Genomic DNA, 25,849 nt, shown 5'->3' on the forward strand with positions numbered 1-25,849 from the left:
CTTATTGATCAGAATGCCTGACGGAAGATCCCGGCAATTTCTTTCTCGTTACCTTTACGCGGGTTGGAGAAGGCATTGCCGTCTTTCAGCGCCATTTCCGCCATATACGGGAAATCGGCTTCTTTGACGCCCAGCTCGCGCAGATGCTGCGGAATACCGATATCGGCTGACAGGCGAGCGATGGCGCGAATCGCCAGCTCGGCAGCATCCATGGTGGACAGACCGTCAGTGTTCTCACCCATAAACTCCGCGATGTCGGCAAATTTCTCCGGATTAGCGATCAGGTTATAGCGCGCCACGTGCGGCAGCAGGACGGCATTTGCTACGCCGTGCGGCATGTCGTACAGACCGCCAAGCTGATGCGCCATCGCGTGAACGTAGCCAAGGTTGGCGTTGTTGAAGGCCATACCCGCCAGCAAAGAGGCATAGGCCATATTCTCGCGAGCTTTCAGGTTGCTGCCCAGTGCTACGGCCTGGCGTAAGTTGCGGGCGATCAGACGAATTGCCTGGATAGCGGCGGCGTCGGTAACCGGGTTGGCATCTTTTGAAATATAGGCCTCAACGGCGTGGGTCAGGGCGTCCATTCCTGTTGCCGCAGTCAGTGGCGCAGGTTTGCCGAGCATCAGCAGTGGGTCATTAATGGAAACCGACGGCAGGTTGCGCCAACTGACAATCACAAACTTCACTTTGGTTTTGGTATTGGTCAGCACGCAGTGACGGGTGACTTCGCTGGCGGTACCGGCGGTGGTATTCACCGCGACGATCGGCGGCAGCGGATTGGTCAGGGTTTCAATCCCGGCATAGCTATAGAGATCGCCTTCGTGCGTCGCCGCGATACCGATGCCTTTACCGCAGTCATGCGGGCTACCACCGCCGACGGTAACGATGATATCGCATTGCTCTTTACGAAAAACGTCCAGGCCGTCGCGCACGTTGGTGTCTTTAGGGTTTGGCTCGACGCCGTCAAACACCACCACGTCAATACCGGCTTCACGCAGATGTTCGAGGGTTTTATCAACCGCGCCGTCCTTAATGGCTCGCAGACCTTTATCAGTCACCAGCAGCGCTTTTTTACCGCCCAACAGTTTGCAGCGTTCGCCCACGACGGAAATAGCATTCGGGCCAAAAAAGTTCACATTTGGCACCAGGTAATCAAACATACGATAGCTCATAATTTACCTTCTTAGATTTAAATTATAATTCAGAGAAACAATTCAGTGCGGTTTGCGCTAATAACATGTCTTGTTCGACAGTACCGCCACTTACGCCGACAGCACCGATTAATTTATCGTTTAACATGACAGGTAAGCCGCCACCAAAAATAACGATCCGCTGTTGATTCGTTAGCTGTAAACCATATAGTGACGCACCCGGTTGTACCGCGTCGGTAATTTCATGGGTCCCCTGCCGCAGACAGCAGGCGGTATACGCTTTATTAAGAGAAATATCACAGCTGGTGACGAACGCGTCGTCCATGCGTTGCATCAGCAGCGTGTTGCCGCCGCGATCCACCACGGAAAAGACCACCGGCACGTTGATCTCAAGCGCTTTAGCCTCGACGGCCTGCGCCATTTTTTTCGCCGCCGCCAGCGTAATGGTGGCGATTGGTTGGCTCTTATTCACAGTCTCTCCTGAAAATGTTGTAGGGCTGATGTCACGAAAATATCGCGATACAGCTATTTTTTATCATTGGGTTTGGCTTTATTTTCTCGCCGCGCGTTATTAAGTCAATAGGGTGAAAATTTAAAAAGTATTAATTTAATTTTGTGTATTAGTGTTTATTGATAATGATCATTTAACTTCGTCACAATTCGCTACGAATATTCCTGAGAACCGTTTCAATATGGAACGATGAATTTTTATTACGTGCCAAATTGGAACGAAATTAATTTTATTTTTTTATTGCTGTGCTCATTTAGAGTTCGGCCATTGCTGATGAAAGGCGAATGCCGGGAGGTGTGTCCCCGGCAATACGGCCCGGCGTCCCTATTTTTTATCTTTTGAGTCCATAAACTATGAGAAGATCAAAACGATTCGAAGTGCTTGCGAAGCGCCCTGTAAATCAGGATGGGCTGATTGGCGAATGGCCTGAAGAGGGACTGATCGCCATGGAAAGCCCCTACGATCCGGCTTCGTCGGTGAAGGTAGAGAATGGTCGTATTGTTGAGCTGGACGGCAAGAGCCGCGCCGAGTTCGACATGATTGACCGTTTTATTGCCGACTACGCGATTAACGTGGCTGAAACTGAACGCGCCATGCGGCTCGACGCGCTGGAGATCGCCAGAATGCTGGTGGATATCCACGTCAGCCGGGAAGAGATTGTTGCTATTACCACCGCTATCACCCCGGCGAAAGCGGTGGAGGTGATGGCGCAAATGAACGTGGTGGAAATGATGATGGCGCTGCAAAAAATGCGCGCCAGACGCACGCCGTCCAACCAGTGCCATGTCACCAACCTGAAAGACAACCCGGTACAGATTGCCGCCGATGCGGCTGAAGCGGGGATCCGTGGTTTTTCAGAACAGGAAACGACGGTCGGGATCGCCCGCTATGCGCCGTTTAACGCCCTGGCGCTGCTGGTCGGTTCCCAGTGCGGTCGCCCCGGCGTGCTGACGCAATGTTCCGTTGAGGAGGCGACTGAGCTGGAGCTGGGGATGCGCGGGTTAACCAGCTACGCCGAAACCGTGTCGGTATACGGTACAGAGTCTGTGTTTACCGACGGCGATGATACGCCGTGGTCCAAAGCGTTTCTCGCCTCGGCCTATGCGTCTCGCGGACTGAAAATGCGTTACACCTCTGGCACCGGTTCGGAAGCGCTGATGGGCTATTCCGAGAGTAAATCGATGCTCTATCTGGAGTCGCGCTGCATCTTTATCACCAAAGGCGCGGGCGTACAGGGGCTGCAAAACGGTGCGGTCAGCTGTATTGGCATGACCGGCGCGGTGCCGTCGGGGATCCGCGCGGTGCTGGCGGAAAACCTGATTGCCTCAATGCTCGACCTTGAAGTGGCCTCCGCCAATGACCAGACCTTTTCCCACTCTGATATTCGCCGTACCGCCCGTACCCTGATGCAAATGCTTCCCGGCACCGACTTTATCTTCTCCGGCTATAGCGCCGTACCGAACTACGACAACATGTTTGCCGGGTCGAACTTCGACGCGGAAGACTTCGATGATTACAACATTCTGCAACGCGATCTGATGGTTGATGGTGGTCTGCGTCCTGTAACCGAAGAAGAAACCATCGCCATCCGCAACAAGGCGGCACGCGCCATTCAGGCAGTGTTCCGCGAACTGGGCCTGCCGCTGATTAGCGATGAAGAAGTCGAAGCTGCTACTTATGCTCACGGCAGCAAAGATATGCCCGCGCGCAATGTGGTGGAAGATCTGGCCGCCGTGGAAGAGATGATGAAGCGCAATATCACCGGGCTGGATATCGTCGGCGCACTAAGCCGTAGCGGTTTCGAAGATATCGCCAGTAACATCCTCAATATGCTGAGACAGCGTGTTACCGGTGATTACCTGCAAACGTCGGCTATTCTGGATCGCCAGTTCGACGTCGTCAGCGCCGTCAACGACATCAATGATTATCAGGGACCTGGTACCGGCTATCGCATCAGTGCCGAACGCTGGGCGGAAATTAAAAATATTGCGGGCGTGGTTCAGCCCGGCTCGATCGAATAAGGCGGTACACAGTGGAATGCACAACTGAACGTAAGCCGGTTTTCATCTTACAGGTGAGCGAAGGCGAGGCGGCTAAAGCGGACGAACGCGTGGATGAAGTCGTGATAGGCGTCGGCCCGGCCTTTGATAAGTATCAGCATAAAACCTTGATTGATATGCCGCACAACGCGATTTTGAAAGAGCTGGTTGCTGGCATCGAAGAAGAGGGGCTGCATGCGCGAGTAGTGAGGATCCTGCGCACCTCAGATGTTTCTTTTATGGCATGGGATGCGGCAAATCTCAGCGGCTCAGGCATTGGGATTGGTATCCAGTCGAAAGGAACCACGGTGATTCATCAGCGCGATCTGCTGCCGCTAAGTAACCTGGAACTGTTTTCTCAGGCTCCGCTGCTGACGCTGGAAACCTATCGTCAGATTGGTAAAAACGCCGCACGCTATGCACGCAAAGAGTCGCCTTCGCCGGTGCCAGTGGTCAATGACCAGATGGTGCGCCCTAAATTTATGGCCAAGGCCGCGCTGTTTCACATCAAAGAAACCAAACACGTGGTGCAGGATGCTGCGCCTGTCACGTTGCATATTGCACTGGTAAGGGAATGACCATGAACGACAACATCATGACCGCGCAGGATTACCCATTAGCCACCCGCTGCCCGGAGAAAATCCGGACGCCTGGCGGCAAGCCGCTAACCGACATTACCCTTGAGAATGTGCTGGCGGGCCGCGTAGGGCCGCAGGATGTGCGTATTTCTCAGCAAACGCTGGAGTACCAGGCGCAGATTGCCGAGCAGATGCAGCGTCATGCCGTGGCGCGCAATTTTCGTCGTGCGGCAGAACTGATTGCGATCCCGGATGCCCGCATTCTGGAGATCTACAACGCACTGAGGCCGTTTCGTTCTTCGTTCGCCGAGTTGCAGGCCATTGCCGATGAACTGGAACACACCTGGCACGCCACGGTGAACGCCGGGTTTGTCCGCGAGTCGGCAGAGGTATACCAGCAGAGAAATAAGCTGCGTAAAGGCAGTCAGTGACGGAGGCAGCATGCCGTTAATTGCAGGGATCGATATCGGCAACGCCACCACTGAAGTGGCGTTGGCGCAGGATGGCCGGTTTATCGGCAGCGGGATTGTCGCCACGACCGGGATGAAAGGCACGCGGGAGAATATCGCCGGGGTGGTCGCGTCCCTGCAGCAGGCGCTGGATAAAACGCCGTGGTCGCTGCAGGACGTGGCAAAAATCTGCATCAACGAGGCCGCACCGGTGATTGGCGATGTGGCGATGGAAACCATCACTGAAACCATCATTACCGAATCAACGATGATTGGTCATAACCCGCAAACGCCCGGCGGCGTTGGCGTGGGCATGGGAACCACCATCGCCGTGGAGAAGTTGGCGGCGTTGAGCGAGGATCGATTTGCCCAGGGCTGGATACCGTTGGTGGGTGAGGAGATGGATTTCCTTGAGGCGGTTTGGTTTATCAATGAAGCGCTGGATCGCGGCGTCAACGTGGTGGCGGCCATCCTGAAAAAAGATGATGGCGTGCTGGTGAATAATCGCCTGCATCGGCCAATACCGGTGGTTGATGAAGTCACTCTACTGGAGAAGGTGCCGGAAGGCGTGCTGGCGGCGGTGGAAGTGGCGGCCCCGGGACAGGTGGTGCGGGTGCTGTCGAATCCTTACGGTATCGCAACCTTCTTTGCCCTGACCCCTGAGGAAACACAAACTATTGTCCCCATCGCCAGAGCGCTGATTGGCAACCGTTCCGCTGTGGTGCTGAAAACCCCGCAGGGAGATGTGCGATCAAGAGTGATCCCGGCGGGTAAGATCTTTATCCGTGGTGAAAAGCGTGGCGGTGAAGCCGACGTAGCGCAAGGCGCGCAGGCCATTATGCAGGCGATGAGCGCCTGCGCGCCCGTGTGTGATATTCGTGGTGAAGCAGGCACGCACGCAGGCGGCATGCTGGAGCGGGTGCGAAAGGTAATGGCGTCCCTGACCGGCCATGAGATGAGCGCGATATACATCCAGGATCTGCTGGCGGTGGATACGTTTATTCCGCGCAAGGTGCAGGGCGGGATGGCCGGCGAGTGCGCCATGGAAAATGCCGTCGGGATGGCGGCGATGGTGAAAGCGGACCGTCTGCAAATGCAGGTTATCGCCCGCGAACTGAGCGCCCGACTGCAGACCGAGGTGGTGGTGGGCGGCGTGGAGGCCAACATGGCCATCGCCGGGGCGTTAACCACTCCCGGCTGTGCGGCGCCGCTGGCGATCCTCGATCTCGGCGCCGGCTCGACGGATGCGGCGATCGTCAACGCGGAGGGGCAGATAACGGCGGTCCATCTCGCCGGGGCGGGGAATATGGTCAGCCTGTTGATTAAAACCGAGCTGGGCCTCGAGGATCTTTCGCTGGCGGAAGCGATAAAAAAATACCCGCTGGCCAAAGTGGAAAGCCTGTTCAGTATTCGTCACGAGAATGGCGCGGTGGAGTTCTTTCGGGAAGCCCTCAGCCCGGCGGTGTTCGCCAAAGTGGTGTACATCAAGGAGGGCGAACTGGTGCCGATCGATAACGCCAGCCCGCTGGAAAAAATTCGTCTCGTGCGCCGGCAGGCGAAAGAGAAAGTGTTTGTCACCAACTGCCTGCGCGCGCTGCGCCAGGTCTCACCCGGCGGTTCCATTCGCGATATCGCCTTTGTGGTGCTGGTGGGCGGCTCATCGCTGGACTTTGAGATCCCGCAGCTTATCACGGAAGCCTTGTCGCACTATGGCGTAGTCGCCGGGCAGGGCAATATTCGGGGAACAGAAGGGCCGCGCAATGCGGTCGCCACCGGGCTGCTACTGGCCGGTCAGGCGAATTAAACGGGCGCTCGCGCCAGCCTCTCTCTTTAACGTGCTATTTCAGGATGCCGATAATGAACCAGACTTCTACCTTAACCGGGCAGTGCGTGGCCGAGTTTCTTGGCACCGGATTGCTCATTTTCTTCGGCGCGGGCTGCGTCGCTGCGCTGCGGGTCGCCGGGGCCAGCTTTGGTCAGTGGGAGATCAGTATTATCTGGGGCCTTGGCGTCGCCATGGCCATCTACCTGACGGCCGGTGTCTCCGGCGCGCACCTTAATCCGGCGGTGACCATTGCCCTGTGGCTGTTCGCCTGTTTTGAACGCCGCAAGGTGCTGCCGTTTATTGTTGCCCAGACGGCCGGGGCCTTCTGCGCCGCCGCGCTGGTGTATGGGCTCTATCGCCAGCTGTTTCTCGATCTTGAACAGAGTCAGCATATCGTGCGCGGCACTGCCGCCAGCCTTAACCTGGCCGGGGTCTTTTCCACGTACCCGCATCCACATATCACTTTTATACAAGCGTTTGCCGTTGAGACCACCATCACGGCAATCCTGATGGCGATGATCATGGCCCTGACCGACGACGGCAACGGAATTCCGCGCGGGCCGCTGGCGCCGTTGCTGATTGGCTTGCTGATCGCCGTGATCGGCGCGTCGATGGGGCCGCTAACCGGCTTTGCGCTGAATCCGGCGCGCGACTTCGGCCCAAAACTGTTTACCAGTCTGGCCGGGTGGGGCTCGATCGCCTTTACCGGTGTGCTGGCGATCCCTTACTTTCTGGTGCCGCTGCTGGCGCCGGTGGTGGGGGCGATTATCGGGGCGTTTTTGTATCGCAAGCTTATCGGCCGCTTTCTGCCGTGCGAATGCGGTATCGATGAGTAAAGCGGGACCCGCCGCAGCGCGGCGGGTTTCCCCGGCCTGATGCCGGGGGGGTTATTTTTTGATGACCGCGCTGAGATCGCCAAGTTTAGCGGCGGGGTTCTTGTGGCACTCCTGCAGCATTTTCGGTACCGAAACGGTCTCGACTTCATGCCAGTCAACATAGTCGCCGCCGCTAAAGTCGGTGTTGCGATTCACTACCCAGAAGGCCACCGGGGTCATGCTTTTTGGGTTCATATCCATAAATTCCTGACAGGTCATATTCTGCGGCGTGGTTTCCTCAACCGCGAACGCCGGGCTGGTCATCAGACAGAATGTGGTAGCCGCCACGGTCAATACGAGTGCTTTAGGGAAGGTGCGAACAAGTCCCTGATATGAGATCATGTTTGTCATCTGGAGCCATGGAACAGGGTTCATTATGAGGCGATTGATTGAGCCAGAACTGGCAGAAAAGGCCGTACTGAAAATGGATGCCAATGGCTTTGAAGAATGCCTGTCTTTGTGCCAAAAGCTGCGTTCCGCATATGAACGTAGGGATGTTTATCTGGCGCACCAGCTAAACCTCACTCTGCGGCTGAAGCTTTACATATACGCCGGTCTGCCTGAGTTTTTCAAAATTGTAACCCAACTGTGGATTAACCTGTGGCCAACTCTGAGTTACACGTTCGAATCTGACTCGGAGGATAAATGGCCAATATTTTTCTCGTCGCTTGAACTCGCTCTTTCAAACAGGGATGCAGGGGCAGCAGCAGATGCCATTAGAGAGTCACTGGATAAGGGGTTGCGGATCTATCTCAGCTTGTTAACCGAGCAAGGTGAGTAAACCGGCTACTAGTAGCCGGTTCGGATTCAACGTTTGAGGGTTTGCATCATCAGGGAGGGTTTAGGAATTGGTTCTTTCTGCTCAGCAGGCTTATCCGAATCAATGATGGTTGTTGCTCGGATACCTGTGGCCTGGGTTTCCACTGGTGAAGAATTCCGTTCAACGGCAATGCCCAGCGTTTGCGACAGAATGTTGCTCAGCGTTTCGGCATTAAACGATGTCGTGGTTTGTGCGGCCAGCAAATTTATTAACCGAGGGTCGAGCTCATGCAAGGCAGACGCAATTACCAGTGCCTTACGGTAAAATTCCCCCCGGGATCGGCGGGGTAAGCGCTCCATAATATCAAGAGCTTTACCGTCTTCTGGATTATTGCCGGGGCGGAGCCAGACGAGTAAACGTTTATCTTCTTCCATCACATAACCTCGTTTAGACGCTTGCCATTGCTTTGACGAGCGCGAGCTGCGCGTCAGGCGCTTTGATGACATCCAGCTTAGGGAATAGTTCGACAATATGAGAATGGATGAGCTCAGCACCGCCCCCGGCCAGTATGATTTTGTGGACGCTGTTCTGACGACGTATATCAGCTGCAACAGCTTCGGCCAGATTTTTCGACTCAGAATCGATAACGTCAATGATGGCATCAATTTTAGAGTGATCATTGACCGCAGAAGCAATCAACGCTCTATCATGACGGTTTTTAATGATGATATCCGCAATGGCATAACTACTTGGAGACTGGGCATCCTGGAGCGCAGCCATAACAGCTTTTGTCACTCGTGAAACGCCAACATCGCTGTTGCCAAAGATATCAGATATGCCCTCCATTGCCCCCTGAATGATGGCCAGGTCTAGGGTTGTTCCCCCCAGATCGACAACCAGGGTTCGTGTAAGCTGCGTGGTTGTTTTAGGATCAATCAGATATTCAGCCGCAGGTACTGATTCAGGCATTACGTTAACTTTTACAACATGAAAAGTTTCGCCATTATTCAGGGTTATTGGGCCCATAACGTTGGCCTTTTTCTTTTCAATATTAGCTTCGTTCAACTGCGCATCGCTCGTGAAGAACATGGCCACCGGCAGTGTCACTGTAAGTTCAACATCCTGTGGCTCAAGACCGGAAGTCAAAAGGGCATGATGAATTGCTACGCGACTTACAGCGTCGAACTGGAAAGAGGTATGCGTTGTTGTAATTGCAGATGTTGAACCAATGTCGTGAGTAAATTTCCGCCCATCAATGAGATAGTTGTAGATAGTTTTACCACCAAATGCGAGTGGAGTAGCCCAGCCTTCGCGGAAGGCGTTCTGCGAAACATGAGTTTTGATTTCACCATTCTCAATCCAGGCAAGTTTTACGTTCGTTGAGCCGTCATCACAAGCGATGTTCATCATGGTATATACCTCATTAAAATGTTCAAAAGTATCAAAAATCTCTGCCATTTTAGATAGTAAGCCATCCTGAAGCAAGGAATGCGCACCTGTAGCGCACGTTTAATGTCCACAAAATGACTATGAAAAGTGAATTACGAGTGAGTAAAACAGGAACGATTCTATCGGATTGAAATCTGGCGGGGTAAACGAGAAAGAGGGATGTATACGTACATGCAGAGGTCGGTAGCCCTGGAACACCAACGGAAAAAGTAACAAACCACCCGAAAAATGAACCAGTGCCACCAGACTAAATTGTGACAATCGATAGCCAATACTGCAAGAGAACCTAAGAATAAAAGGTATCGCTATATGACAGCTCAGTCGGTAAAATCGAGGAAACCATGTCGGATCACCATTGTAGTTTCTGGTTAGTTCAATAATGAGGTATCCCCAATGACATCCATTCTGCTTACTTCTGATTCTGTTGATGGGTACACTTTTTGTATTTCTACTGATGGTAATGGATGTAAGCTGTCAGTCAGGCCAGAATACCGGCGCAATGGCACACAAACTTATGATGGCTGGTTTCCCAGATACTACTCAAAGCCTCAGTATGCTAAAGCAGCGTTAACAAGGTTCCTTGGAGAATCTGTTAACTGGTCACCACGGACGGGGCTCAGTTAGTCACAGGATACGTAACAGCCTGAGTCCGAGGATACCAACAAGTCAAGAGAACCCCCTGATAAACCCTTAACAATCAACACCTTACCTTGGTGCGCTTAATGAACCTTATGTTGAATTATGGTTAAGTAGTCGATTTTATGGTTGGAAGTGCCTGTTTGCAGTAAAATGCAGTTCATTACCTTTAACCACTGGAACTAGACATGGCTAATGAAGATCTCCCCTCTGGGTGCAAACGCTGTAAAGGATGCAATCAGGTTAAACCCTTCGAAGAATTCGGTAAGGAACTTAAGGGTAAGTTTGGCCTTAAAAGTAAATGCAAGTTGTGCATTAGCGATAAAAACAGAAATTATGCTGCCGGTTCCGGTGCAGGTGTAAAACTCCAAAACAATAAAAAATACCAGACCGAGCATAAGAGTGAACTGGCAGAAAAGATGAGAGTAAGACGGGCAAAGAAAAAATTTGGAGATAACTATGAAGCATATCTAGCATCTTTAGAAAGGATTAAAAACCTCTGATAATTACATAACAACCTTAGCCAATAAGACACAAAGATTATGTATTGTTGCTTTTATTTCAAAGCATCAACTTTATTGAAAAGTTACGCTATACACTGTGCAATTTATTATGCTGATTTAATTTGGTGATTATATGAGTTGTCATGACAGAGACATCAATAAGATCCTTCAATCATTCACTCACTTAATGGTTGAAGCAAAAAAAAGCATCTTTCATTCAAAATCAATGAAGGTTCAAGGTCTTCAGTTAGTAGATGAGTTATACATCCGTGCCCGGACGGGAAAAATGTCATACCTCGGTTCGTCGGTACTGGTAGTCGCAACCATTTCAGTGAAGACCCCAGGCAAAGGATTTTTCAGACAGTTACTCTCGAAATTAAAAGAAGCAGCTGAGACAAATAACTACATCTTAAAGGTTGAGAATGTCATCAGCACCGAACTTAGGGAGTTTCTTATCAGAGAGGGTTTTTCATTTCCTGGTGAACGGTGGATGTGCGGTTCCGGCTACTGGGCTCCATCATCACTTAGGCTTAATGACCAATTAAGCACCCTCCCCGTCTAATATGAGGCCGTAAATGTTCATAACCCCTGAAGTTGCTTATGTCTGCGAGCTGTTACATAAATATGATGTACTTCCACTCGAATGTGATGGTCATACTATGGTTGTAAGTTGCCTGCTAGATAGATTCTGTATACCGCACCAGCGCATCGTTGGAGAAGTAACGTTGGCTGGAACTGGCCAGATAATTCGACCTCATCTGTGGATAGAGTATGACGAATACATAATAGATTACCGCCTCCGCATGTGGGCAAGGAAAACCGAAGATAATGTTAGGGAAGGTGCGAATAAGCAGGTCATTTCTTCCCAAGCTGACTCGCTGATTAAAATTTCGCGGATCTGGGCCGATTTTTTTCCCGCAAACACATCGAATCAGCCTATTTAGGCTATTTTTTCCACCATTTCTGGCGTTATTTCCGGTTTTTACTGAGATCTCTCCCACTGACGTATCATTTGGTCCACCCGAAACAGGTTGGCCAGGGTGAATAACATCGCCAGTTGGTTATCGTTTTTCAGCAGCCCTTTGTATCTGGCTTTCACGAAGCCGAACTGCCGCTTGATGATGCGAAACGGGTGCTCCACCCTGGCACGGATGCTGGCTTTCATGTATTCGATGTTGATGGCCGTTTTGTTCTTGCGCGGATGCTGCTTCAAGGTTTTTACCTTGCCGGGACGCTCGGCGATCAGCCAGTCCACATCCACCTCGGCCAGCTCCTCGCGCTGTGGCGCTCCTTGGTAGCCGGCATCGGCTGAGACAAATTGCTCCTCTCCATGAAGCAGATTACCCAGCTGATTGAGGTCATGCTCGTTGGCCGCGGTGGTGACTAGGCTGTGGGTCAGGCCACTCTTGGCATCGACACCAATGTGGACCTTCATGCCAAAGTGCCACTGATTGCCTTTCTTGGTCTGATGCATCTCCGGATCGCGTTGCTGCTCTTTGTTCTTGGTAGAGCTGGGTGCCTCAATGATGGTGGCATCCACCAAAGTGCCTTGGGTCATCATGACGCCTGCTTCGGCCAGCCAGCGATTGATGGTCTTGAACAATTGACGGGCCAGTTGATGCTGCTCGAGCAGGTGGCGGAAATTCATGATGGTGGTGCGATCCGGCAGGGCGCTATCCAGGGATAATCGGGCAAACAGGCGCATGGAGGCGATTTCGTACAGGGCATCTTCCATGGCACCGTCGCTCAGGTTGTACCAATGCTGCATGCAGTGAATACGCAGCATGGTCTCCAGCGGATAGGGCCGTCGGCCATTGCCCGCCTTGGGATAAAACGGCTCGATGACAGCGGTCATATTCTGCCATGGCAGAATCTGCTCCATGCGGGAGAGGAAAATCTCTTTTCGGGTCTGACGGCGCTTAGTGCTGAATTCACTATCGGCGAAGGTGAGTTGATGGCTCATGATGTCCCTCTGGGATGCGCTCCGGATGAATATGATGATCTCATATCAGGAACTTGTTCGCACCTTCCTTAATTTAATGGGGTATACGGATTTAATGGTTGATGGGGCACCTTCACCCCATCAATCTGATACCACCCTCAGATGGTTGATAGATCGACTCCGTAGTTGAGTTCCTCTGCGAAGTCCGGCAGTCCGTAACCGATGGTTTTCTTGTAGAAAGGAGAGACCTTCGCAGTCGGTGCCTTCTTCTTGTGCTTCGTGGTGTAGAGCATTCGTGCCCGCATCACCTCGAAGGAGTAACCGCGCCCTTCACGGTTCTTGTCCTTGGCCAGTCGGTTGATGGACTCCGTGTAAGCGTTGGTGACGGGCATGTCCGTCTCGAAGTAGGTCATGGTCTCTTCGCGCCAGTTTCCCACTGCCCTGACCAGATCGCTCCAGACTTCCTTTTGGCCCTTCGGGATGGTGGCTATCCACTCGTCCAGGGCGGCTTCTGCCTGGAGCCGTGTGGTGGCGTCCCAGATGCCGTAGAAGCGCTCCTTGTGCTCGTAGGCGGCCAGCAGTTGCGGGAACGCGCCTGTCCAGGTCTCCATGATGAGGCGCTCCCGGTCTGAGACTTCGTGAGCGCGTTTCAGCAGGATTTTCCGGTCTCCCTTGAGAGTCCGGCTCTGGGACGGTTTCAGCTCCTTTCTGAGGCCCTTGCGCACTCTCTCTAGGGCATCGTTGGCCATGCGCACCACATGGAACTTATCGACCACGATACGGGCCTGGGGCAGCACAGCCTTGACCGCTGCCCGGTAGGGGTTCCACATGTCCATGCTGACGATCTCGACCTTCTGCCGGTCTTTCAGCTTCATCAGGTAGTTGGTCACCACGTCCTGGCGGCGGGTGGCCAGCAGGTCGAGCAGGGTTCGCTCCTCAATGTTGGTCAGAATGCAGCGGTAGCGCTTGTTCAGGTATAGCTCGTCAATGCCCAGGATGCGGGGCGTCTCGAAGCGGTGCCAGCGCCCCAGGAACTCGGCGCGGGCGTTGAAGATGTCGCGCACCGTCTTCTCGTCCAGGCCGGTCTGTGCCGCCACAAAGGTGTAGGGGTGGTTGAAGGATTCCTTCTCCACGTACTCATGCAGCCGCAGTGTCATACGGAATCCGTCCACCATCTCCGGTAGCTGGGGCCTGAATGTTGTCTTGCAGGCCCGGCAGGTGTATCGGCGGCGGACCACCCAGAGAGTGACCCGCTTGCCGTGGATGGGCAGATCACGATAGGGAACGTCACGCTTGCCGAACCGTACGAACTCACCCTGCACGCCGCATTCCTCGCAGGCGATGGGATCGGGCACGTCCACCTGGAAGTGCATTTCGTCGTCGGTTGATTTGCAGCCCAGTACTTGGTATTGCGGCAGGTGAAGGATGTTGTCGGGAAGTTCGGTCATGGTGTTGTATAGGCGTAGGTGTCAGTCAGATCCATCCGGCTCGGCATTGGTGTTTGCTTTTTTACCCAACAAGCTGCTGGAAACGAAAAGTAAGGCACCGAGGACAATTGCAATATCAGCCAGGTTGAAGGCCGGCCAATGCCAGTCTCGCCAATAGAAATCAAAGGAATCCACAACATAGCCGCGAAAGACCCGGTCAATCAGGTTGCCCATGGCGCCACCGAGGATAAGACTGTAAGCGATGGCTTCTCCTTTATGACGATTTTCAAGGATCAGCTTGATCAGAAAAATCGAGACCACTACCGCGATTCCGATAAAAAAGTAGCGCTGCCAGCCTCCACCATTCGCAAAAAGACTGAATGCGGCACCGGTGTTCCATAGGTGCACCCAGTTAAAGAACGGGGTCACCGAAACATACTCGCCATAGGCCATTGATTGCTGCACCAGCCACTTTACAGCCTGATCAGACGCTGCCAGCAGGCCCGATATGGACAATAGGGCATACGGCGAGAGCTTTTTGCCAATAATGAGCATTATTTAACCCTTCAACGCCAAAATGCGTCTGGCACCGTTAAGTACAATGCCCCCCGCGATGGTGCCGATAATCAGATCCGGATAATTGGAACCGGTCCACGCGACCAGGGCGCCGGCGGTGATGACCCCCAGGTTGATCACCACGTCGTTGGCCGAGAATATCCAGCTTGCCTTCATGTGCGCCCCGCCTTCCCGATGTTTGGATATGAGCAGCAGACAACTGGTATTGGCAATCAATGCGACGAATGCGATAGCCATCATCACCAGCGATTCAGGCTCACTACCGAATACAAAGCGTCTCACCACCTCTACGAGCACGCCCACAGCCAAGATCAGTTGCAGTACACCAGCAAGATGCGCGGCACGTACCTGCATTTTCACGCTATGTCCAACCGCATAAAGGGCAAGCCCGTACACCGCCGCATCGGCAAAATTGTCCAGGGATTCTCCAATCAGGCCGGTGGACTGGGCGATCAGACCGGCAGTCATTTCCACCACGAACAGAAGTGCATTGATGCCGAGCAACCAGCGCAGGGTCCCGGATTCTTGCTTAGCAGAAGCTGCCGAAAACTCGGCGGCCTTGATGGTCTCCGGATTTGCAGCGACGGTTTCCTGAAGCGAGGCGCCTAGCCCCAAGGTCTTCAGTTTCGAGGTGACGGGCTCGACCTCGCCGTCATGCACGACCTTCAGCCGGCGGTTCGACAAGTCGAAGGACAGCGCCCGAATCTCCTCAAAGCCGTTCAGGGCTAGGCGAATCATTCGTTCTTCTGATGGACAGTCCATCTTCGGCACGGCATAAACACTGACCCATCTCCCTGGCGCCTCGGAGGAGGCCTGTATATCGGTATCCGCTGCGGACGTTGCATCACCGCCACAGGCGCCACCACAGGATTTGCTCATGATACGACTCCACTTGAACAATGTTGTGGTACCATTTAAAACTATAAAGCTACTATAAGGTCAATAGAGTAAAGAATCCGTTGGGGAGGAGGCTGATGCGCATTGGTCAGTTGGCGCAGTTGGTAGGGGTCGAAACACAGACGATCCGCTTCTATGAACAGCAGGGCTTGTTGCCGCCGCCTGATCGGCAGGACAACGGTTACCGTGTCTATACCGAGAAGCATGGTGAGGGGCTGGCCTTCATCCGTCGCTGCAGAATCCTGGGCCTGTCACTGGCTGAGATTCACGAACTACAGAGCTATCAGGACGACCCTCATCAGCCTTGTACCGCCGTCAACGCCTTGCTCGATGATCACATCTCTCATGTGCGGTCGCAGATAACCGCTCTGCAAGCGCTTGAGAAACAACTCGTTTCACTGAGAGCGAGTTGCAACGATGACCGGGAAGTTGAGGCGTGTGGGGTTCTTGCTGGAATTAGCGAAGGAAACATGCACCAGCAGTAGGTGAAGCATCAACCAGATAATCCGATGAGATGCCGGTCTGTCTCACTCTCATGCAAAGGTAAGATCAACCATTTAATCCGCTTACCCCAAATTCGGCGAGCGCCATCATCGACTTTCAGATCCCACGCAGGACCTGCTAACGTCAGCAGGGCATCGCGAAGCAGCATCGGCCCCAGCCGATAGTGGGATGCTGGCAGCGGCAATGAGTTGAGTGCGGTGATGTCGCCCACCGGGCAAAGTTGGTAGCCGGAACGCAGCAAGACGTGATGCAGTGCATCGCCCACTGTCGCGCTGCGCGTGTCGGGAATGGAGACATCGACAACCTGCAGCAACAGGTCTTGCTGTGCCGATGCCGGCGCCAGTTCGACCAGCGTGTAACGGCCATAGCGAACGACGGGCACGAATTCCGGATTCGGCTTCGTCGGTGCGATCGCCGGCTTTGCGATCGGGGCGGCCTTGGGCGGAGGCGTTGTCGTCGCGCAGCCGCTCATCAGTACGGCGGCGATCAGCAGGCCGCCGCCCGCCAGACGGCGATGAAAGTGGCTGAGTGGTTGCATGTGTCGGTTCTCTGGGACGTTGAACCGACACCATCGCTGTTGATGGCGGGAGCATCAGCAAACAAAGGGATTTGCTGGCTCTCCCTATTTAAGTCATCTGCGATGTCGCTGCGCAGCCTGGGCCTGAGTCACACCACCATGCGCTGGGTGTCCAGGCCGCCGCCGCGATCGGTGTCAAAGAAGCCGCCGGCCTCCAGCACCTTGGTGCCGACCACGCCGTCGCGGTGGAAGGTCAGCGACTGCAACCCGGAGGCCATTTTCCTGGCTCCCTTGGTAGCGCGTCGCCAGACAGTCGTGGTACCAGAACGTCATGCCCAAGCCGCCAAGAAACGCTAAAGGGGCGGTTCCAGTCCGGGTCAACCCGATTCTTAGCGGCAGAGTGTCCGGATCCGCCGGGGCAGGCACTACAGCGATGCGCGTATCCCGCGTCCATGCAACAAGAGGGCTCCCGATATCGCAAAACTGAAGACATTAGGTTGGAGATGTTCCATTTTTAGCCACTGATCGGCGTGTGATTTGGAGCAGGAGCATTTAAGGACTAGCCGACTGGTCTAATTTGGAATATACTGCATCGCATGACCAATACTACGAACGACGTTCGCCAACACATCCTGACTACCGCGCAAAGCATCATTGGCGGTAAGGGCTTCAGTGCCGTTGGCCTGAATGAAATCCTCCATGCCTCGAGCGTGCCCAAGGGCTCGTTCTATCATTACTTCGGGTCGAAGGAGGCGTTTGGTGAGGCCTTGCTGGAAAACTATTTCACCGATTACCTGGCTGCGCTTGATGCCGTGCTGGCTCGGTCCGACGTGTCGGCCGGGGAGCGCTTGATGGCCTATTTCGAGCACTGGCTGGAGACCCAGGCAACCTGCGATCCGAAAGGCAAGTGCCTGGCGGTCAAGCTGGCCGCCGAGGTCAGCGACCTTTCCGAAGCGATGCGTTCCGTCCTCGATTATGGGACTGCACGCATCATTGCGCGCCTGACCCGTGCCATCGAGGCTGGCGTAGCAGACGGCTCCCTTGCCTCGCAGCCGGATGCCAGCGCCATGGCGACCACGCTGTACCAATTGTGGCTAGGGGCGAGCTTGCGCGCCAAGATTACGCGCGACCGCGTACCTCTTGAGTCCGCATTGACCGCTACGCGTGGGTTGCTGGGGCTGCCTGCTGCGGTCGGCACCTGAAACACCAGTTTTTTTGTCCGGGAGCTATACGACCGGTCTAATCAAGCAATGTATCTGTTTTGTTTGGCCGCCTTTACCTCACATCCTCAAGGAGCTCACTCATGACTGAGATCACCCAGACCCGCATCGTGCTTGCCTCGCGCCCTGTGGGCGAGCCGAAGCCGGAAGACTTCCGGCTGGAGCAGGGGCCGCTGCCTCAATCCGCCGCGGGTCAATTGCTGTTGGAGACGCTCTATCTCTCGCTCGACCCGTACATGCGCGGGCGGATGAGCGATGCACCGTCCTACGCGCCGCCGTGGGAACTGGGCGCGGTGCCGAGCGGCGGCGCGGTGAGCCGGGTGGCGGTCTCGCATCACCCCGATTTTCAACCCGGCGATCTGGTGCTCGGCGATACCGGCTGGCAGAGCCACACGTTGTCCGACGGGCATGGCCTGAGCCTGCTCGACCGCAGCCTGGCGCAGCCCTCGCTGGCGCTGAGCGTGCTGGGCATGCCGGGGTTCACCGCCTACCACGGCCTGCTGAACATCGGCCGGCCGCAAGCGGGCGAGACCGTGGTCGTCGCCTCGGCCACCGGCGCGGTCGGCTCGGTGGTCGGGCAGCTTGCCAGGCTCAAGGGTGCGCGCGCCATCGGCATCGCCGGCGGGGAGGAGAAATGCCGCTACGCGGTGGAAGCGCTGGGCTTTGACGTCTGCCTCGACCACCGTGCGCCTGACTTCGCCGAGCAACTGGCGGCCGCCACGCCGCAGGGCATCGACGTCTACTACGAGAACGTCGGTGGTGCAGTGCTCGACGCCGTGCTGCCGCGACTCAACGTCGGCGCCCGCGTGCCGGTGTGCGGGCTGATCGCGCATTACAACGACACCGGCCTGCCGCCCAGCCCGGACCGTATGCCGCAGCTGCTGGGCCTGGTGCTGCGCAAGCGCCTGCTGCTCCAGGGCTTCATCATCAGCGATCACTACGCCGACGGCTTCACAGCCTTCCAGTGCGACATGGGCGGCTGGGTCGCCGCGGGCAAGGTCAAGCTCCGCGAGGACTTCGTCGAGGGGTTGGAGCGCGCGCCGCAGGCGCTGATCGACCTGCTGGCCGGTAAGCACTTCGGCAAGGTCGTGGTGCGCGTGGCCGGCGCCTGAACCTTTCCATCTTCATCATTCCAAGGAGAACTTCCACATGGCAAACATTCTCGTCGTCCTCACCTCTCACGACCAGCTCGGCGACACCGGCAGGAAGACCGGTTTCTGGCTGGAGGAACTGGCCGCACCCTACTACGCCTTCCACGATGCCGGCGCGACCCTGACACTGGCCTCGCCCAGGGGCGGCCAGCCGCCTCTCGACCCCAAGAGCGACGAACCCGACGCCCAGACTGAGGCCACCCGCCGCTTCCAGTCCGACGCCGACGCGATGAAGGCGCTGGCCAACACCCGCAAGCTGTCCGAAGTCGCCATCGGCGAATTCGATGCGGTGTTCTACCCCGGCGGCCACGGCCCGCTCTGGGATCTGGCCGAAGACCCCGCCTCGATCGGCCTGATCGAGGCGGCGGTCAGGGCCGGCAAGCCGGTCGGTGCGGTCTGCCACGCGCCGGGCGTGCTGCGCCACGCCGAGGGCGTCGACGGCAAGCCGCTGGTCGCCGGCAAGCGGGTGACCGGCTTCAGCAACAGCGAGGAGGAAGCGGTCGGCCTGACCGAGGTGGTGCCGTTCCTGGTCGAAGACGTGCTCAAGGCCAATGGCGGCCACTACAGCCAGGGCGCCGACTGGGCCTCGCATGTGCAGACCGACGGCCTGCTGGTCACCGGCCAGAACCCGGCCTCGTCCGCCGACGCCGCCAAGGCCCTGCTTTCCCTTCTGTGAGGAGTCTGAACATGTCCGCTTATGTGGTTTTCCTGCGAGAACGCACCCTCGACGCCGGCGAACTTGACACCTACGCCAAGGAAGCTCCAGCCGCGCGCGAAGGGCACGACCTGACGCCGTTGGCGTTCTATGACGATTTCGAAGTGCTGGAAGGCCCGACGATCGAGGGCGGCGTGATCCTGCGCTTTCCCGATATGCAGGCCGCGCGCGCCTGGTATCACAGCCCCGCCTACCAGGCGGCACGAGCGCACCGGTTCAAGGGCGCGGAATACCGCGTGGTCCTGCTCGACGGTATCGATGCGCCGCCTGCGGCCTGGGTCGACGCTCCCACACACGCACAGGAATCTGGCATGACATCCCAACAAATTGATCCCGCCACTGCGTGGCAGGCCCGCTACGGGGAGGTTGCCACCCGACCGTTGCCGCCCGTTCCCGCCGTCCTGGCGGCGCTGCTGGCGCACCGCTCGGTGCGCGCCTACACCGATCAGCCGGTCGACGACGAGGCGCTTGAACTCGCCATCGCCGCCGCGCAATCGGCCTCCAGTTCGTCCAACCTGCAGCCATGGAGCGTGATCGCCGTGCGCGACCCCGCGCGGCGGGCGCGGCTGGCCGAGCTGGCAGGCGGCCAGCGGCACGTGGCCGAGGCCCCGCTGTTCCTGGCCTGGGTCGCCGACTGGTCGCGGCTGCGCCGGCTCGGTGCCGCGCAAGGCGTGGCGACCGACGGTATCGACTACCTGGAGAGCTACACCGTCGGTGTGGTCGACACCGCGCTGGCCGCGCAGAACGCCGTGGTCGCCTTCGAGGCCCAGGGGCTGGGCATCGTCTATATCGGCGGCATGCGCAACCAGCCGGAGGCGGCCGCCGCCGAACTGGGCCTGCCGCAGGACAGCTTCGTGGTGTTCGGCATGTGCGTGGGCCATCCCGATCAGGCCCGCCCGGCCGAGATCAAGCCGCGCCTGGCGCAGGCGGCGGTGCTGCACCGCGAGCACTACGACGCCGCGGGCGAGGCGGTCGCGGTGGGGCATTACGACCCGCTGATGCGCCGCTTCCAGCAGGACCAGCAACGCGACGACCGGCCCTGGTCGCAGACGTCATTGCAGCGCGTCGGCAGTGCCGAAGCGTTGATGGGCCGCCACCGCCTGCGCGAGGCCCTGAACGCGCTCGGCTTCGCCCTGCGCTGAAACCCACCGCGTCCGGCTCGTGTCGAGCCGAACGCAACTTGTTCGTTCACTGCTGCAAGGAGTCATAGCTATGGCCTACGCCACCACCAACCCCTACACCGGCGAAGTCGTCAAGACCTTCCCCGACGCTACCGACGCCGAAGTCTCCCAGGCCATCGGCGCCGCCCATGAAGCCTTCCTGGCCTGGCGCGAGCGCTCGTTCGAAGAGCGCGGTGCGATCCTGCAGCGCGCCGCCGACCTGCTGCGCGAGAATGCCGAGGCGCATGCGGGGCTGCTGACCCTGGAGATGGGCAAGATCACCGCCGAAGCGCTGGCCGAGGTCGAGCTGTCCGCGCGCATCTTTGAGTACTACGTGAAGCACGCCGAAGCCCTGCTGGCACCGGAGAAATTGCCGGTGGCCGATCCGGCCGAAGGCGACGCGCTGCTGGTGCACGAGCCGCTGGGCGTGATCCTGGCGATCGAGCCGTGGAATTTCCCCTACTACCAGATCGCCCGCATCCTGGCTCCGCAGCTGGCCGCTGGCAATACCTTGTTGCTCAAGCACGCCGCCAACGTGCCGCAGAGCGCGGACGCCTTCGAGAAACTGATGCTCGACGCGGGCTTGCCGCAAGGCGCCTTCAAGAACCTCTACGCCACGCGCCAGCAGATCGAGACCATCATCAACGATCCGCGCGTGCACGGCGTGGCCTTGACCGGCTCGGAGGGTGCCGGCGCAGTGGTCGCCGCCCAGGCCGGCAAGGCGCTGAAGAAGTCGACGCTGGAACTGGGGGGCGCCGACGCCTTCGTGGTACTGGCCGACGCCGAACTGGACAAGACCGTGAAGTGGGCGGTGTTCGGTCGCCACTGGAATGCCGGCCAGGTCTGCGTGTCCTCCAAGCGCATCATCCTGGTCGAGGCCATCTACGACGAGTTCCTGCGCCGCTACACCGAGGGCGTGGCCGCGCTCAAGGCGGGCGACCCCTTCGATGCGGCAACCACCCTGGCGCCATTGTCCTCGCAGAAAGCCGCCGACGACATCAAGGAGCAGATTCGTCAAGCTGTCGCCCACGGCGCTACCGCCACTGAGGTCGGACCCAAGGTGCCGACCCAAGGCGCCTTCGTGCAGCCGACCATCCTCACCGGCGTGACCCCGGACAACCCAGCCTACTACTGGGAGTTCTTCGGGCCGGTGTCGCTGATCTACCGCGCCGCCGATGAGGAAGAGGCGATCGCCATCGCCAACGACTCGCCGTTCGGCCTGGGTGGCTCGGTGTTCACCGCCGACGCCAAACATGGCGCGGAAGTCGCCAAGCGCATCTCCACCGGCATGGTGTTCGTCAACCACCCGACCATGGCCAAGGCCGACCTGCCGTTCGGCGGAGTGCGCCGCTCCGGCTACGGCCGCGAGCTGCTAGGCCTGGGCCTGAAGGAGTTCGTCAACCACAAGCTGATCGACGTGGTCGATATCGACGCGCCGTTCTGATGCGGGCCGGCCGGCGGCCAGTCGCTCCCGCTCTCATCGCGGGAACGATTGGCGGCGCCCAACCCCGTTCTGCTCACAACATGAAGGAAAACATCTTGAGCAACCGAAGCCTTTTCCGGCCCTTGCAACTCGGCAGCTACACACTGAAGAATCGTATCGTGCTGCCGCCGTTGACCCGGCAACGCAGCACCCAGCCCGGCAATGCCGCCAATGAGCTGATGGCCACTTATTACCAGCAGCGCGCCGGTGCCGGCCTGCTGATCAGCGAGGGCACCCAGATCGAGCCGCGCGGCGAGGGCTATGCCTGGACCCCGGGCATCTACAGCCCGGCCCAGGTCGAGGGCTGGCGCAAGGTCACCGAGGCCGTACACGCCGAAGGCGGGATCATCTTCGCCCAGCTCTGGCACGTCGGTCGCGTCTCCCACAGCGCGCTGCAGCCGGGGGGCGCGGCCCCCGTCGCTCCCTCTGCGATCCCGGCCGACCGGGTCAGCGTGTTCATAGAGACTGCCCCCGGCGCCGGTACCCTGGTGCCGCCGTCAGTGCCGCGCGCCCTGAGCACCGCCGAAGTCAAGGAGCTGGTGCAGCTCTATGCCCAGGCTGCCCGCAACGCGCTGGACGCCGGCTTCGACGGCGTGGAGATCCACGCCGCCAATGGCTACCTAGTTAACCAGTTCATCTCCGCCCGTACCAACCAGCGCGACGACGAGTATGGTGGCTCGCTGGACAACCGCCTGCGTTTTCTGCGCGAGGTGGTCCAGGCGGTGGCCGGCGTGGTCGGCCCGCAGCGCCTGGGCGTGCGCTTCTCGCCGCTGTTCACCACGACCGATGAGGATCGCGTCTACCTGGGCCTGGTCGAGGACGATCCGCACGCGACCTACATCGCTGCCGCCAGGGTGCTGGAGGAGGCGGGAATCGGCTATGTCTCGATCGCCGAGGCCGACTGGGACAACGCCCCGGAACTGCCCGAGGACTTTCGTCGCGACCTGCGCCAGACGTTCAGCGGACGCATCATCGTCGCCGGTCGCTACACCGCCGAGCGCGGCGAGCGCCTGCTTGAGGCGGGGCTGGCCGATCTGATCGCCTTTGGTCGCCCGTTCATCGCCAACCCTGATCTGCCGGCGCGCATCGCGCACGGCTGGCCGCTCAATGCGCTGAACCCCGCCACCATGTATGGCGGCGGTACGGCAGGCTACACGGATTATCCGGTCCACGCCGGCTAGCCGGCGCGCGTCGCATCACCCACCGGGCAGCCATGGCCGCCCTCACCACAGAGGACATCGCGATGGAATACAAGACGCTGGGGAACACCGGCTTGCTGGTCTCTTCGCTGTGCCTGGGCACGATGACTTTCGGCGACGGCCAGGGCATCTTCCGGCACATCGGCAGCGCCGGCCAGGACGAGGCCGACGCGATAGTCAAGGCTGCCGTCGACGGCGGGATCAACTTCTTCGACACCGCCGATGCCTATTCGGCCGGCAGCAGCGAGCAGGTGCTTGGCCAGTCGCTGCGCAACCTCGGCATCGCCCGCAAGGATGTGGTGCTGGCGACCAAGGGCTATACCCGCACCGGCCCCGGGCGCAACGATGTGGGCGCTTCGCGCGGCCACATCCTCGATGCGGTGGAGGCCAGCCTGCGGCGCCTGCAGACCGATCACATCGACCTTTACCAGATCCATGCCAACGATCCGGTCACGCCTATCGAGGAAACCCTGCGCGCGCTCGATGACCTGGTGCGCCAGGGCAAGGTCCGCTACGTCGGCGTCTCCAACTGGCAGGCGTGGAAGATCGCCCGCGCGCTGGGCGTCTCCGAAGCGCGCAACCTGGCCCGCTTCGATACCCTGCAGGCGTACTACTCGATTGCCGGGCGCGACATCGAACGCGAACTCGTACCGCTGCTGCAGGCCGAGAAGATCGGGCTGCTGGTGTGGAGTCCACTGGCCGGCGGGCTGCTCTCGGGCAAGTTCGACCGCGAGCACCAGAAGCCGGAAGGCGCGCGTCGCTCGGAGTTCGACTTCCCGTTCGTCGACAAGGAACGGGCCTGGAACGTCGTCGAGGCGATGAAACCGATAGCTGCGGCGCACGGCTGCAGTGTCGCCCGCGTCGCGCTGGCCTGGCTGCTGTCGCGGCCGGTGGTGACCTCGGTGATCGTCGGCGCCCGGCGCCTGGAGCAGTTGCACGACAATCTTGCCGCCGTCGAACTGGCGCTGAGCGAGGTGGAGCTGACCGCGCTTGATGCGGCCAGCGCCTTGCTGCGCGAGTACCCCGGCTGGGTGCTGGAAGTGCAGAACGCGGATCGGCTCGGCCCCGTGGACCGCTGGTCCGGCCTTTCTTCCTGAAATTCGTCGCGGACCACTCCGGTCCGCTCTTTTCCGATCCCTTGACCCTTAGGAGTTGACATCATGAAGATTTTCTAGGGTATACGGATTTAATGGTTGATGGGGCACCTTCACCCCATCAATCTGATACCACCCTCAGATGGTTGATAGATCGACTCCGTAGTTGAGTTCCTCTGCGAAGTCCGGCAGTCCGTAACCGATGGTTTTCTTGTAGAAAGGAGAGACCTTCGCAGTCGGTGCCTTCTTCTTGTGCTTCGTGGTGTAGAGCATTCGTGCCCGCATCACCTCGAAGGAGTAACCGCGCCCTTCACGGTTCTTGTCCTTGGCCAGTCGGTTGATGGACTCCGTGTAAGCGTTGGTGACGGGCATGTCCGTCTCGAAGTAGGTCATGGTCTCTTCGCGCCAGTTTCCCACTGCCCTGACCAGATCGCTCCAGACTTCCTTTTGGCCCTTCGGGATGGTGGCTATCCACTCGTCCAGGGCGGCTTCTGCCTGGAGCCGTGTGGTGGCGTCCCAGATGCCGTAGAAGCGCTCCTTGTGCTCGTAGGCGGCCAGCAGTTGCGGGAACGCGCCTGTCCAGGTCTCCATGATGAGGCGCTCCCGGTCTGAGACTTCGTGAGCGCGTTTCAGCAGGATTTTCCGGTCTCCCTTGAGAGTCCGGCTCTGGGACGGTTTCAGCTCCTTTCTGAGGCCCTTGCGCACTCTCTCTAGGGCATCGTTGGCCATGCGCACCACATGGAACTTATCGACCACGATACGGGCCTGGGGCAGCACAGCCTTGACCGCTGCCCGGTAGGGGTTCCACATGTCCATGCTGACGATCTCGACCTTCTGCCGGTCTTTCAGCTTCATCAGGTAGTTGGTCACCACGTCCTGGCGGCGGGTGGCCAGCAGGTCGAGCAGGGTTCGCTCCTCAATGTTGGTCAGAATGCAGCGGTAGCGCTTGTTCAGGTATAGCTCGTCAATGCCCAGGATGCGGGGCGTCTCGAAGCGGTGCCAGCGCCCCAGGAACTCGGCGCGGGCGTTGAAGATGTCGCGCACCGTCTTCTCGTCCAGGCCGGTCTGTGCCGCCACAAAGGTGTAGGGGTGGTTGAAGGGGTCAGTTTGGATATCGAAAATTATTGTACTATAAGGACTTCCCCGGCATGTCAAAGCCGGTATTTATGGTTTCTGTCTGCTCTTCAG

At 57.8% G+C, this 25,849-nt stretch carries 26 protein-coding genes and 2 pseudogenes; 16 read left to right on the forward strand and 12 right to left on the reverse strand.

Annotated elements, in window-relative coordinates; genetic code table 11:
* Positions 1-8: 8 nt before the first annotated feature.
* Together dhaT and N7268_RS24925 are read right to left on the reverse strand one after the other, a co-directional pair.
* Positions 9-1,172: a 1,3-propanediol dehydrogenase gene (dhaT, locus tag N7268_RS24920; RefSeq protein WP_007372189.1), complete on the reverse strand. Its 1,164-nt coding sequence runs from the start codon at positions 1,170-1,172 to the stop codon at positions 9-11.
* Positions 1,173-1,194: 22 nt separating this feature from the next.
* Positions 1,195-1,623 (reverse strand): GlcG/HbpS family heme-binding protein, encoded by a 429-nt coding sequence (locus tag N7268_RS24925; RefSeq protein ID WP_007372190.1) that lies wholly within the window; start codon positions 1,621-1,623, stop codon positions 1,195-1,197.
* Between the two features lie 392 nt (positions 1,624-2,015).
* Between N7268_RS24925 and N7268_RS24930 the strand changes: the two genes are divergently transcribed.
* The 5 genes from N7268_RS24930 to N7268_RS24950 are packed head-to-tail and all read left to right on the forward strand — an operon-like array spanning position 2,016 to position 7,389.
* Positions 2,016-3,683 carry a propanediol/glycerol family dehydratase large subunit gene (locus tag N7268_RS24930; RefSeq protein ID WP_016241522.1) on the forward strand — a complete coding sequence of 556 codons (1,668 nt, stop codon included), beginning with the start codon at positions 2,016-2,018 and terminating at the stop codon, positions 3,681-3,683.
* An 11-nt stretch (positions 3,684-3,694) separates the two neighbouring features.
* Entirely contained in the window at positions 3,695-4,279 is a 585-nt protein-coding gene (locus N7268_RS24935; protein WP_009652918.1) for a propanediol/glycerol family dehydratase medium subunit, read from the forward strand.
* A 2-nt stretch (positions 4,280-4,281) separates the two neighbouring features.
* Positions 4,282-4,710, forward strand: coding sequence for a diol dehydratase small subunit (locus tag N7268_RS24940; RefSeq protein ID WP_007372193.1), 429 nt, complete (start codon positions 4,282-4,284; stop codon positions 4,708-4,710).
* Between the two features lie 10 nt (positions 4,711-4,720).
* Positions 4,721-6,532: a diol dehydratase reactivase subunit alpha gene (locus N7268_RS24945; RefSeq protein ID WP_007372194.1), complete on the forward strand. Its 1,812-nt coding sequence runs from the start codon at positions 4,721-4,723 to the stop codon at positions 6,530-6,532.
* Positions 6,533-6,585: 53 nt separating this feature from the next.
* A complete protein-coding gene (locus N7268_RS24950) occupies positions 6,586-7,389 on the forward strand; it encodes an MIP/aquaporin family protein (RefSeq protein ID WP_007372195.1) in 804 nt (267 codons plus the stop codon).
* Between the two features lie 51 nt (positions 7,390-7,440).
* Here N7268_RS24950 and hdeB read toward each other — a convergent pair whose 3' ends face one another.
* Positions 7,441-7,692 (reverse strand): acid-activated periplasmic chaperone HdeB, encoded by a 252-nt coding sequence (gene hdeB / locus N7268_RS24955; protein ID WP_007372196.1) that lies wholly within the window; start codon positions 7,690-7,692, stop codon positions 7,441-7,443.
* Positions 7,693-7,804: 112 nt separating this feature from the next.
* On the opposite strand from hdeB, the gene N7268_RS24960 reads away from it, so the two are divergent.
* On the forward strand, positions 7,805-8,209 hold the full coding sequence (locus tag N7268_RS24960; protein WP_007372197.1) for an FCD domain-containing protein: 405 nt from the start codon (positions 7,805-7,807) through the stop codon (positions 8,207-8,209).
* 26 nt (positions 8,210-8,235) lie between these two features.
* Here the strand turns inward: N7268_RS24960 and N7268_RS24965 are convergent, their stop codons facing one another.
* Positions 8,236-8,622, reverse strand: coding sequence for a plasmid partitioning/stability family protein (locus N7268_RS24965; protein ID WP_009652914.1), 387 nt, complete (start codon positions 8,620-8,622; stop codon positions 8,236-8,238).
* Positions 8,623-8,635: 13 nt separating this feature from the next.
* On the reverse strand, positions 8,636-9,646 hold the full coding sequence (parM, locus tag N7268_RS24970) for a plasmid segregation protein ParM domain-containing protein (RefSeq protein WP_223883253.1): 1,011 nt from the start codon (positions 9,644-9,646) through the stop codon (positions 8,636-8,638).
* A gap of 815 nt (positions 9,647-10,461) precedes the next feature.
* Between parM and N7268_RS24975 the strand changes: the two genes are divergently transcribed.
* Positions 10,462-10,776: a hypothetical protein gene (locus tag N7268_RS24975; RefSeq protein WP_009652923.1), complete on the forward strand. Its 315-nt coding sequence runs from the start codon at positions 10,462-10,464 to the stop codon at positions 10,774-10,776.
* Between the two features lie 133 nt (positions 10,777-10,909).
* Positions 10,910-11,338 carry a hypothetical protein gene (locus N7268_RS24980; RefSeq protein ID WP_032155219.1) on the forward strand — a complete coding sequence of 143 codons (429 nt, stop codon included), beginning with the start codon at positions 10,910-10,912 and terminating at the stop codon, positions 11,336-11,338.
* Positions 11,339-11,758: 420 nt separating this feature from the next.
* Here N7268_RS24980 and N7268_RS24985 read toward each other — a convergent pair whose 3' ends face one another.
* The 4 genes from N7268_RS24985 to N7268_RS25000 form a co-directional block, all read right to left on the reverse strand.
* Positions 11,759-12,739, reverse strand: a complete 981-nt coding sequence (locus N7268_RS24985) for an IS5-like element ISKpn26 family transposase (protein WP_260864728.1) — start codon at positions 12,737-12,739, stop codon at positions 11,759-11,761.
* 137 nt (positions 12,740-12,876) lie between these two features.
* A complete protein-coding gene (locus N7268_RS24990; protein WP_004574636.1) occupies positions 12,877-14,166 on the reverse strand; it encodes an ISL3-like element ISPpu12 family transposase in 1,290 nt (429 codons plus the stop codon).
* Positions 14,167-14,187: 21 nt separating this feature from the next.
* Positions 14,188-14,700, reverse strand: coding sequence for a signal peptidase II (gene lspA, locus N7268_RS24995; protein WP_004863699.1), 513 nt, complete (start codon positions 14,698-14,700; stop codon positions 14,188-14,190).
* A 3-nt stretch (positions 14,701-14,703) separates the two neighbouring features.
* A complete protein-coding gene (locus N7268_RS25000) occupies positions 14,704-15,600 on the reverse strand; it encodes a cation transporter (protein ID WP_004574643.1) in 897 nt (298 codons plus the stop codon).
* Between the two features lie 95 nt (positions 15,601-15,695).
* On the opposite strand from N7268_RS25000, the gene cadR reads away from it, so the two are divergent.
* Positions 15,696-16,103 (forward strand): Cd(II)/Pb(II)-responsive transcriptional regulator, encoded by a 408-nt coding sequence (gene cadR / locus N7268_RS25005; RefSeq protein ID WP_004364961.1) that lies wholly within the window; start codon positions 15,696-15,698, stop codon positions 16,101-16,103.
* 89 nt (positions 16,104-16,192) lie between these two features.
* Here the strand turns inward: cadR and N7268_RS25010 are convergent.
* Both N7268_RS25010 and N7268_RS25015 read right to left on the reverse strand, forming a co-directional pair.
* Positions 16,193-16,660 (reverse strand): annotated as a pseudogene (locus tag N7268_RS25010) (PilL N-terminal domain-containing protein); the annotation flags it as partial.
* A gap of 128 nt (positions 16,661-16,788) precedes the next feature.
* Positions 16,789-16,917, reverse strand: a complete 129-nt coding sequence (locus N7268_RS25015) for a hypothetical protein (RefSeq protein WP_257719772.1) — start codon at positions 16,915-16,917, stop codon at positions 16,789-16,791.
* A 318-nt stretch (positions 16,918-17,235) separates the two neighbouring features.
* On the opposite strand from N7268_RS25015, the gene N7268_RS25020 reads away from it, so the two are divergent.
* The 7 genes from N7268_RS25020 (at position 17,236) to N7268_RS25050 (ending at position 24,664) form a co-directional block, all read left to right on the forward strand.
* Positions 17,236-17,841, forward strand: a complete 606-nt coding sequence (locus tag N7268_RS25020) for a TetR/AcrR family transcriptional regulator (protein WP_023102495.1) — start codon at positions 17,236-17,238, stop codon at positions 17,839-17,841.
* Positions 17,842-17,942: 101 nt separating this feature from the next.
* Complete coding sequence (locus N7268_RS25025; RefSeq protein WP_023102496.1) at positions 17,943-18,971, forward strand: NADP-dependent oxidoreductase; 1,029 nt, start codon at positions 17,943-17,945, stop codon at positions 18,969-18,971.
* 37 nt (positions 18,972-19,008) lie between these two features.
* Positions 19,009-19,686, forward strand: coding sequence for a type 1 glutamine amidotransferase domain-containing protein (locus N7268_RS25030; protein WP_023102497.1), 678 nt, complete (start codon positions 19,009-19,011; stop codon positions 19,684-19,686).
* 11 nt (positions 19,687-19,697) lie between these two features.
* Positions 19,698-20,867 carry a nitroreductase family protein gene (locus tag N7268_RS25035; protein ID WP_085007665.1) on the forward strand — a complete coding sequence of 390 codons (1,170 nt, stop codon included), beginning with the start codon at positions 19,698-19,700 and terminating at the stop codon, positions 20,865-20,867.
* A 70-nt stretch (positions 20,868-20,937) separates the two neighbouring features.
* Positions 20,938-22,329 carry an NAD-dependent succinate-semialdehyde dehydrogenase gene (locus N7268_RS25040; protein WP_023102500.1) on the forward strand — a complete coding sequence of 464 codons (1,392 nt, stop codon included), beginning with the start codon at positions 20,938-20,940 and terminating at the stop codon, positions 22,327-22,329.
* 80 nt (positions 22,330-22,409) lie between these two features.
* Entirely contained in the window at positions 22,410-23,549 is a 1,140-nt protein-coding gene (locus N7268_RS25045) for an alkene reductase (RefSeq protein ID WP_023112348.1), read from the forward strand.
* A gap of 62 nt (positions 23,550-23,611) precedes the next feature.
* Positions 23,612-24,664: an aldo/keto reductase gene (locus N7268_RS25050; RefSeq protein WP_043086373.1), complete on the forward strand. Its 1,053-nt coding sequence runs from the start codon at positions 23,612-23,614 to the stop codon at positions 24,662-24,664.
* A gap of 135 nt (positions 24,665-24,799) precedes the next feature.
* Here N7268_RS25050 and N7268_RS25055 read toward each other — a convergent pair.
* A pseudogene (locus N7268_RS25055) lies at positions 24,800-25,762 on the reverse strand (ISL3-like element ISPst2 family transposase); the annotation flags it as partial.
* Between the last annotated feature and the right edge of the window lie 87 nt (positions 25,763-25,849).

The sequence above is a fragment of the Citrobacter sp. Marseille-Q6884 genome (genome assembly GCF_945906775.1).
In the GTDB taxonomy this organism is placed as follows: Bacteria; Pseudomonadota; Gammaproteobacteria; order Enterobacterales; family Enterobacteriaceae; genus Citrobacter.

Excerpts from the sequence above, each read along its gene's own strand:
- N7268_RS24975 (WP_009652923.1), top strand. The coding sequence starts at position 10,462 with ATGGCTAATGAAGATCTCCCCTCTGGGTGCAAACGCTGTAAAGGATGC.
- N7268_RS25030 (WP_023102497.1), top strand. The coding sequence starts at position 19,009 with ATGGCAAACATTCTCGTCGTCCTCACCTCTCACGACCAGCTCGGCGAC.
- cadR (WP_004364961.1), top strand. The coding sequence starts at position 15,696 with ATGCGCATTGGTCAGTTGGCGCAGTTGGTAGGGGTCGAAACACAGACG.
- N7268_RS25040 (WP_023102500.1), top strand. The coding sequence starts at position 20,938 with ATGGCCTACGCCACCACCAACCCCTACACCGGCGAAGTCGTCAAGACC.
- N7268_RS25000 (WP_004574643.1), bottom strand. The coding sequence starts at position 15,600 with ATGAGCAAATCCTGTGGTGGCGCCTGTGGCGGTGATGCAACGTCCGCA.
- N7268_RS25035 (WP_085007665.1), top strand. The coding sequence starts at position 19,698 with ATGTCCGCTTATGTGGTTTTCCTGCGAGAACGCACCCTCGACGCCGGC.
- lspA (WP_004863699.1), bottom strand. The coding sequence starts at position 14,700 with ATGCTCATTATTGGCAAAAAGCTCTCGCCGTATGCCCTATTGTCCATA.
- N7268_RS24930 (WP_016241522.1), top strand. The coding sequence starts at position 2,016 with ATGAGAAGATCAAAACGATTCGAAGTGCTTGCGAAGCGCCCTGTAAAT.
- N7268_RS24985 (WP_260864728.1), bottom strand. The coding sequence starts at position 12,739 with ATGAGCCATCAACTCACCTTCGCCGATAGTGAATTCAGCACTAAGCGC.
- N7268_RS24960 (WP_007372197.1), top strand. The coding sequence starts at position 7,805 with ATGAGGCGATTGATTGAGCCAGAACTGGCAGAAAAGGCCGTACTGAAA.
- N7268_RS24945 (WP_007372194.1), top strand. The coding sequence starts at position 4,721 with ATGCCGTTAATTGCAGGGATCGATATCGGCAACGCCACCACTGAAGTG.
- parM (WP_223883253.1), bottom strand. The coding sequence starts at position 9,646 with ATGGCAGAGATTTTTGATACTTTTGAACATTTTAATGAGGTATATACC.
- N7268_RS24990 (WP_004574636.1), bottom strand. The coding sequence starts at position 14,166 with ATGACCGAACTTCCCGACAACATCCTTCACCTGCCGCAATACCAAGTA.
- N7268_RS24940 (WP_007372193.1), top strand. The coding sequence starts at position 4,282 with ATGAACGACAACATCATGACCGCGCAGGATTACCCATTAGCCACCCGC.
- N7268_RS25020 (WP_023102495.1), top strand. The coding sequence starts at position 17,236 with ATGACCAATACTACGAACGACGTTCGCCAACACATCCTGACTACCGCG.
- N7268_RS25045 (WP_023112348.1), top strand. The coding sequence starts at position 22,410 with ATGAAGGAAAACATCTTGAGCAACCGAAGCCTTTTCCGGCCCTTGCAA.
- N7268_RS25050 (WP_043086373.1), top strand. The coding sequence starts at position 23,612 with ATGGAATACAAGACGCTGGGGAACACCGGCTTGCTGGTCTCTTCGCTG.
- N7268_RS24965 (WP_009652914.1), bottom strand. The coding sequence starts at position 8,622 with ATGGAAGAAGATAAACGTTTACTCGTCTGGCTCCGCCCCGGCAATAAT.
- N7268_RS24950 (WP_007372195.1), top strand. The coding sequence starts at position 6,586 with ATGAACCAGACTTCTACCTTAACCGGGCAGTGCGTGGCCGAGTTTCTT.
- N7268_RS25015 (WP_257719772.1), bottom strand. The coding sequence starts at position 16,917 with ATGGCCTCCGGGTTGCAGTCGCTGACCTTCCACCGCGACGGCGTGGTC.
- dhaT (WP_007372189.1), bottom strand. The coding sequence starts at position 1,172 with ATGAGCTATCGTATGTTTGATTACCTGGTGCCAAATGTGAACTTTTTT.
- N7268_RS24980 (WP_032155219.1), top strand. The coding sequence starts at position 10,910 with ATGAGTTGTCATGACAGAGACATCAATAAGATCCTTCAATCATTCACT.
- N7268_RS25025 (WP_023102496.1), top strand. The coding sequence starts at position 17,943 with ATGACTGAGATCACCCAGACCCGCATCGTGCTTGCCTCGCGCCCTGTG.
- hdeB (WP_007372196.1), bottom strand. The coding sequence starts at position 7,692 with ATGACCAGCCCGGCGTTCGCGGTTGAGGAAACCACGCCGCAGAATATG.